Source organism: Luteibacter sp. 3190 (assembly GCF_031456385.1).
GTDB lineage: Bacteria > Pseudomonadota > Gammaproteobacteria > Xanthomonadales > Rhodanobacteraceae > Luteibacter.
Map to the genome: position 1 here is coordinate 636,851 of NZ_JAVDUO010000003.1, position 6,908 is coordinate 643,758.

Below are 6,908 nucleotides of genomic sequence, written 5' to 3' on the forward strand. Positions count from 1 at the left end.
CCATGAAGACCCACACCTCGCAGGCGGCCGTCGCCGCCCGTACCTACGCCATCGCCAGCGCGGACGCCTACCGTCCCGCGGACGAACTCCTGCGTGCGCTGGACACGCGTCCGGACGGCCTCGACGAGGCCGCCATCGCCGAGCGCCTGGATCGCGACGGCATCAACGAAGTGGGCCACGAGAAGCCGCCGCACTGGTCGATCCAGCTGCTGCACGCCTTCCGCAACCCCTTCATCATCGTGTTGCTGGTGCTCGCAGTCGTACAGCTGGTCACCGATCCGGACGACCTCACGGGACCGACCATCATCGCGGTGATGGTCGGGATCAGCGTGCTGCTTTCCTTCACCCAGGAATTCCGTTCGTCGCGCGCCGCGGAGAAGCTCAAGGCGATGGTGCGCAACACGGCGACGGTGACGCGCCGCGCCGATGACGGCCATGCCGAGCGCATCGAAGTGCCCGTCGAAGAGCTCGTCGCGGGCGACATCGTCCATCTCGGCGCCGGCGACATGGTGCCCGCCGACCTGCGCCTGCTCGCGGCGAAGGACCTCTTCATCAGCCAGGCCATCCTCACCGGCGAGTCGATTCCGGTGGAGAAGGTCGCGCCGAACGGCGCCGCGAACGCGGACGCGTCGTCGGGCCCGCTCGACCTGCCGACGGTCTGCTACATGGGCACCAACGTGGTGTCGGGCACCGCGACCGCCGTGGTGCTCGCCACCGGCGCGCGCACCTATCTCGGCTCGCTCGCGCACACGTTGTCGGGCGAGCGCGTGCAGACCAGCTTCGATCGCGGCATCTCGTCGGTGAGCTGGCTGTTGATCCGCTTCATGGCGGTGATGGTCCCGATCGTCTTCGTGATCAACGGGTTCGACAAGCATGACTGGCTGCAGGCCTTCATGTTCGGCCTCTCCGTCGCGGTGGGCCTGACGCCCGAGATGCTGCCGCTCATCGTCACCGCCAACCTCGGCAAGGGCGCCATCGCCATGTCGAAGCGCAAGGTGGTGGTGAAGCGCCTGAACGCGATCCAGAACTTCGGCGCGATGGACGTGCTGTGCACCGACAAGACCGGCACGCTGACGCTGGACAAGATCGTGCTCGAGCGGCACGTCGACCTCGCCGGCGGCGACTCGGACGAAGCGCTCGACTACGGCTACCTCAACAGCCGCTTCCAGACCGGCCTGCGCAACCTGATGGACAAGGCCGTGCTCGCGCATCGCGACCTCGAGCCCATGGCGGGGCGCTTTCGCATCGTCGACGAGATCCCGTTCGACTTCCAGCGCCGCCGCATGTCGGTGGTGGTGACCGACGGGCGGGGCGAGCAGCTGCTGGTCTGCAAGGGCGCGGTGGAGGAAATGCTCGCGATCTGCACGGAGGCGCGCACCGGCGATGTCGTCGAGCCGATGACGGACGAGAAGCGCGCGGAGATCCGCGCGATGACCCGTCGCCTCAACGACGACGGCCTGCGCGTGCTGATCGTCGCGATCCGTCGCGACGCGGCGGCCGACCGTGCGTATGGTGTCGCCGACGAGGCGGGCCTCACGGCCGTCGGATGCCTCGCCTTCCTCGACCCGCCGAAGGACTCGGCGGCCACGGCCATCCGCGCGCTCCATCACCACGGCGTCGCGGTGAAGGTCATCACCGGCGACAACGAGGCCGTCACCCGGAAGATCTGCGCCGAAGTGGGCCTCGACGTCGCCTCGTCCGCGCAGGGGCGCGACATCGAACAGCTCGACGACGACGCGCTCGACGCCATGGTCGAGACCACGACCGTCTTCGCGAAGATGTCGCCGGTGCAGAAGGCGCGCGTCGTGAAGTCGCTGCAGCGCCGCGGGCACACCGTCGGCTTCCTCGGCGACGGCATCAACGACGCGCCGGCGCTGCGCGAGGCCGACGTCGGCATTTCGGTCGACACGGCGACGGACATCGCCAAGGAGTCGGCGGACATCATCCTGCTCGAGAAGAACCTGATGGTGCTGGAGGAGGGCGTGGTGGAAGGCCGCGTCACGTTCGGCAACATCATGAAGTACATCAAGATGACGGCCAGCTCGAACTTCGGCAACGTGTTCAGCGTGCTGGTGGCGAGCGCGTTCCTGCCGTTCCTGCCGATGCTTCCGCTGCAGATCCTCGTGCAGAACCTGCTGTACGACCTCTCGCAGCTGTCGATTCCGTTCGATCGCATGGACGAGGAATACCTGCGCGAGCCGCGCAAGTGGGACGCGGGCGACATCGGCCGCTTCATGGTGTGGATCGGCCCGGTGAGTTCGGTGTTCGACATCACCACCTTCTGGTTGATGTGGCACTACTTCGGCGCGACCGACGGCGCGCACCAGTCGGTGTTCCAGTCCGGCTGGTTCATCGAGGGTCTGCTCTCGCAGACGCTCGTCGTGCACATGATCCGCACGCGGCGTGTCCCGTTCCTGCGCAGCATGGCGTCCGCACCGGTGCTCGCGCTGACGGGCGCGATCATGGTGATCGGCGTGCTGATCCCCTATTCGGGCCTGGGCGCGCGTATCGGCATGCATCCGCTGCCGGGCATCTACTTCGCCTGGCTCGCGCTCACGCTGGTCAGCTACTGCGTGCTGACGCAGGTGGTGAAGACGATCTACATCCGTCGCTACGGCACCTGGTTGTAGCGGCGGGGAAGGCGCGCTCCTACGTCTGCCCGGTCGGGTGCGCTACGGATTCGCATGGGCCGCGATGGACATACGTCCATCGCGCGAAAACGTCTCATAGGTGCTCCACCAACGAAGGAGACACCGCGATGTTCCGAAAGACCCTTGCCGCCGTCCTGTTCGTGATTCCCGCCGCCGCGTTCGCGCAGACGGCGCCGACCGCGCCGCGTTACGTCGACGCGATCGACTGGCCGGCCTCCGAAGCGGGCATGGATCGCTTCTTCAACGCCGAGGTCAAGCTCGGTGCCGGCTTCGACAAGATCTGCGGCGACACGTTCTGCGAAGGCGAATACCCCAACGTCCGTCCGATGCAGCTGCGCTGCTCGGTCGACACCACTAAGGGCACCATGAAGCAGTGCCTCTGGCTGTTCTCGGGCAGCACCGCTTCCGTCAATGCCAAATCCGGCGCGGTGCAGACCACGGCGAAGCTCTTCAAGTGCAAGCTCCTCCTGGCAAAGGACACGCCGGTCGAGTCGTTCTACCAGGTCATGGAAGGCGACGATCCGCTCAACGCCAAGCTGCCGATGACCAACCGGTCGGTTTACGACGGCCTGATGGGCTGCCTGTAACGCCTTGAAACCGATCGATCGGGTGTTCCGATGATCGAAGCGCACGCCGTTCGCCGGCGTGCGCTTTTTTTCGCATGCTCAGGGGCTTGCTACCCGGATCGTCGGCACCGGCCGGCCGATCGCAGGCGCGCGTGACGGAACCTGCGTTTCGTTCACGGTCGCCAGGATCACGCGATCGCGCCCCTCGTCCTTGCCGCGATAGAGGGCGTCGTCGGCGACCACCAGGAGGCGATCGAGATCGTGTCCCAGGCGCGCGGTGCACGCGACACCGAAGCTCGCCGTGACGCGCGCGCTCGACGGCGACCCCGCGGGCGGCACGGCGATCGCGGCGCGAATCAGTTCGGCGCGGCGCATGCCCGCCGATTCATCGACCCCGGGCAGGAGGATCGCGAACTCCTCGCCACCCAGACGACCGAAGACGTCGTCGCCCAGGAGATGGTCGCGACATTCGGCGACGACGCGCAAAAGCACCCAGTCGCCTTCGGCGTGGCCGAACGTGTCGTTGATCAGCTTGAAGTGATCGAGATCGAAGAGGATCAGACACGACGGTTTGCCTGCCTTGCGCGCGGATGCGAGGGCCTGCCCCGCGCGTTCGACGAAGTGCTGGCGGTTGCTGATGCCGGTCAGGCTGTCGCGACGGGCGAGCCGCATGAAGCGGACCTGCGCGCGCTTGGTGCGGATGAGCCACAGCGCGATGGCGGCGACGATCGTGAGCAACAGCACGATGTACAGCCGGCTGCTCTCCATCGAGCGGCGATCGACTTCGCGTTGCAGGTGCAGGATCTGGTTCTGCCGGTCGAGGGCGTCGGTCTCCATGCGGCTCGAGGCGACCTGCTGTTTCACCGACTCATAGGCCAGTGCGCGAGCGGTCACGTCGTCGAGATAGCCCTTGTCCGCCTGCATGTAGCGCTCGAGCCATTGAGTCGCCGCTTCGAAATCGCCGCGCTGCTTCGCCACGAGGTAGAGCGTGCGCAGCGCCACGGCAAGTGGCTCGGAGTACTCGCCCGACGACGAACTGGCGACGGCGGCGCGCGCGTATTTCTCGGCGATGTCGGGATGCCCGACCTCGCGATGCGCCTGGCCGAGCAACGATTCGACCTGGGAGGTGAGGATCGAGTACTGGATGCCAAGGATCTGCTGGTAGTGGGGCTCGAGCGTCGCGATCGCGACGCTCGGCCGGCCTCGCGCCAACGCGCTATCGGCGATGTCGGCACGCAGTGCGTTCGCCACGAGCGATTCGCCGACCGCCGTGCATTCGGCGATCCCCTTCGCGAAACGCGGATCGTCGCCATCGACGCGCTTGCCGCGATACAGGGCGTGCATCTTGATGAACGACCGCTTGCAGGCGTTCTCGCCCGACGGCGTTTCCTGGATGGTCCGGTCCGCGTATTCGGCGGCGAGGTCGTACTGCCCCGCGGCGGTGAGCATCTGCGCCGCTTCGGCCAGTCCCTGGTAGCGCGCCTGCGGATCGACGATCTCCGGTAGCGTGTCGATCAGGTCGGTGAGCCGTGAAAACGCCTCACGGTAACGATGGCCATTGCCGAGGATGTTCACCAGCGTCGCCGTCGCACGGAAACGCAGCGTCTTGTCGGGCGATCCACCGATCACGGCTTCGAGCAGGGGTACCGCTTCTTCATAGTTGCCAGCGTACGCGGCCTGCCACGACTGCAGGTATTGCAGGTGCGCACGTTCGGCGGGAGTCAGGCTGGCCGCGCCCCGGCCGAGCCGTTCGATCGTCGCCGCGAAGGCGGCATGTGCCGAGGTCTTCGTGGCGTCCGCGCCGGCGAGCGTCGCCGACGCATCTTCTCCCGGCGCCACCTGCGCCCCCGCCGTACTCACGAGCAACGCGCCCGCCAGCGATACGATCGCAAGCCGGAGGTTGCGCGCGAAACGGAGACGGCGTTTCACAGCGGAAGATCAGGCGGTATGGCGACGCAGGTGCACGGACGCCTCTTCGTCGTCCTCCTGGTCCTGCTGCTCCTCGGGTTCGTCTTCCATCAGGATGGCGTAGAAGACACCCGGTGCGATGCTGTGACGCAGCGCGAGGGCATCGCCGGAAACGATCGCCTGCGCGGCGTCGTCTTCGACGGCCGCATCGGCGAGCTCTCGGGCAAGGTGATCCGGAGTGGCCGTGCGCAGACTCGCGTCCGCGCCCATGCGCTCCAGGAAATCGATGACGTTCGACATGGTATTCCCCTGTGGGTGCGCCGACCGCCCCCTGCGGCCCGCGAGCCTCCCGATCATAGCGCGGCTTGCCGCCGCTCGCAGTGAAGGGGTCACCCGGGCCCGTCGATGGCCGCCAGGCGCGCGCGGATCTCGGGATCGGACGCGAGCTCGCGACACGGCGGGATCGCCAGGGTTTCCGCCATCCCGAGCGGTGTTCCGGGCAGCGCGGAGAGGGAGACGCGCTCGATCCGCGGCCGTTCGAAGGGCAGGGTAGGGGCCCTGTAGACTATCGCCAGGTGGTCCCGCGGGTAGTCGCGCGCGAGCACGTCGACGAGGATACCCAGACGGCGCGGGTCCGTGTCGAAACGCCCCTCGCCCAGATCTCCGGTCAGCCCGACCTGCCAGAGGATCAGCCAGGCGGCCGTGTCGACGACCCGGCGGTGGAGCATGAACTGCGTGGCCCCGTAATGCTGGCACCCGACGCGGCCCGGGTCGAGGCCGAGGTCCGCGTACAGGCAATCCTCCGACGAGACGCCCGGCTCCATCAGTGCATCGAAACCCTCGGCGCGTGCCCGCGCGATCGCATCGTGCGGCGCCTGGGCGAACACCCCGGGATGCCCGTAGAACACCCCGCAGACGCGTCGTCCGGCACGAACCTCCGCGAGCATGACGTCCGCCATCTCACGATAGGTTTCGCCGCGCGGCTTTCCCTCGGCATAGAACGGCTGCAGGCTGCGCACGTCGGCGTGCATCCGCCGCACCCAGGCTTCCAAGACGCCATCGGACACGCCGACGAACACGACGTCGGCCGATGCGATGTGACTCCGGGCCAGCGGCGTCAGATGCGAGCCCAGCGTCATGCCAAGGCCGACGCAGGCCAGCATGCCGCGCTGCGATTCCGTCATTCGTTACCCCCGAGTCCCGTCCGGGCAATGGTAGCGCACGGTTGCGGAAGCCCGTTGGAGCGCACCCGGGCGCGATGCTTTTCGCGGGAGGTGGTCGCGACGTCGATCGCGGCCAGGTCCGCTCCAACGAAGACGGTTGGAGCGCACCTGGGCGCGATGCTTTTCGTGGGAGGTGGTCGCGACGCCGATCGCGGCCAGGTCCGCTCCAACGGAGGCGGGTTGGAGCGCACCCGGGCGCGATGCTTTTCGTGGGAAGTGGTCGCGACGCCGAATCGCGGCCAGGTCCGCTCCAACGGAGGCCGGTTGGAGCGCACCTGGGCGCGATGCTTTTCGCGGGAGGTGGTCGCGACGCCGAATCGCGGCCAGGTCCGCTCCAACGAAGGCGGTTGGAGCGCACCCGGGCGCGATGCTTTTCGTGGGAGGTGGTCGCGACGCCGGATCGCGGCCAAGTCCGCTCCAACGGAGGCGGGTTGGAGCGCACCTGGGCGCGATGCTTTCCGTGGAAGGTGGTCGCGACGCCGATCGCGGCCAGGTCCGCTCCAACGGAGGCGGGTTGGAGCGCACCCGGGCGCGATGCTTTTCGTGGGAAGTGGTCGCGA

General features: G+C 67.6%; 5 protein-coding genes. 2 read left to right on the forward strand and 3 right to left on the reverse strand.

The features are described 5' to 3' along the window. The first annotated feature begins 2 nt into the window (after nucleotides 1–2). On the forward strand, nucleotides 3–2,630 hold the full coding sequence (mgtA, locus tag J2X58_RS15650; protein ID WP_310049206.1) for a magnesium-translocating P-type ATPase: 2,628 nt from the start codon (nucleotides 3–5) through the stop codon (nucleotides 2,628–2,630). 128 nt (nucleotides 2,631–2,758) lie between these two features. Further along, the gene (locus tag J2X58_RS15655) at nucleotides 2,759–3,238 is read left to right on the forward strand and encodes a hypothetical protein (RefSeq protein WP_090175254.1); all 480 of its coding nucleotides are present in this window, start codon (nucleotides 2,759–2,761) and stop codon (nucleotides 3,236–3,238) included. Nucleotides 3,239–3,316: 78 nt separating this feature from the next. Here J2X58_RS15655 and J2X58_RS15660 read toward each other — a convergent pair whose 3' ends face one another. The 3 genes from J2X58_RS15660 to J2X58_RS15670 all read right to left on the reverse strand — a co-directional run bounded on the left by J2X58_RS15660 (nucleotide 3,317) and on the right by J2X58_RS15670 (nucleotide 6,309). Continuing rightward, on the reverse strand, nucleotides 3,317–5,146 hold the full coding sequence (locus tag J2X58_RS15660; protein WP_310049208.1) for a GGDEF domain-containing protein: 1,830 nt from the start codon (nucleotides 5,144–5,146) through the stop codon (nucleotides 3,317–3,319). 9 nt (nucleotides 5,147–5,155) lie between these two features. Next, nucleotides 5,156–5,425, reverse strand: coding sequence for a hypothetical protein (locus J2X58_RS15665; RefSeq protein ID WP_310049209.1), 270 nt, complete (start codon nucleotides 5,423–5,425; stop codon nucleotides 5,156–5,158). Nucleotides 5,426–5,514: 89 nt separating this feature from the next. Next, nucleotides 5,515–6,309, reverse strand: coding sequence for an SAM-dependent methyltransferase (locus J2X58_RS15670; RefSeq protein WP_310049211.1), 795 nt, complete (start codon nucleotides 6,307–6,309; stop codon nucleotides 5,515–5,517). Between the last annotated feature and the right edge of the window lie 599 nt (nucleotides 6,310–6,908).

Bases quoted from the DNA above. Each gene is read 5' to 3' on its own strand.
- mgtA (WP_310049206.1), top strand. From the start codon at position 3: ATGAAGACCCACACCTCGCAGGCGGCCGTCGCCGCCCGTACCTACGCC.
- J2X58_RS15655 (WP_090175254.1), top strand. From the start codon at position 2,759: ATGTTCCGAAAGACCCTTGCCGCCGTCCTGTTCGTGATTCCCGCCGCC.
- J2X58_RS15665 (WP_310049209.1), bottom strand. From the start codon at position 5,425: ATGTCGAACGTCATCGATTTCCTGGAGCGCATGGGCGCGGACGCGAGT.
- J2X58_RS15670 (WP_310049211.1), bottom strand. From the start codon at position 6,309: ATGACGGAATCGCAGCGCGGCATGCTGGCCTGCGTCGGCCTTGGCATG.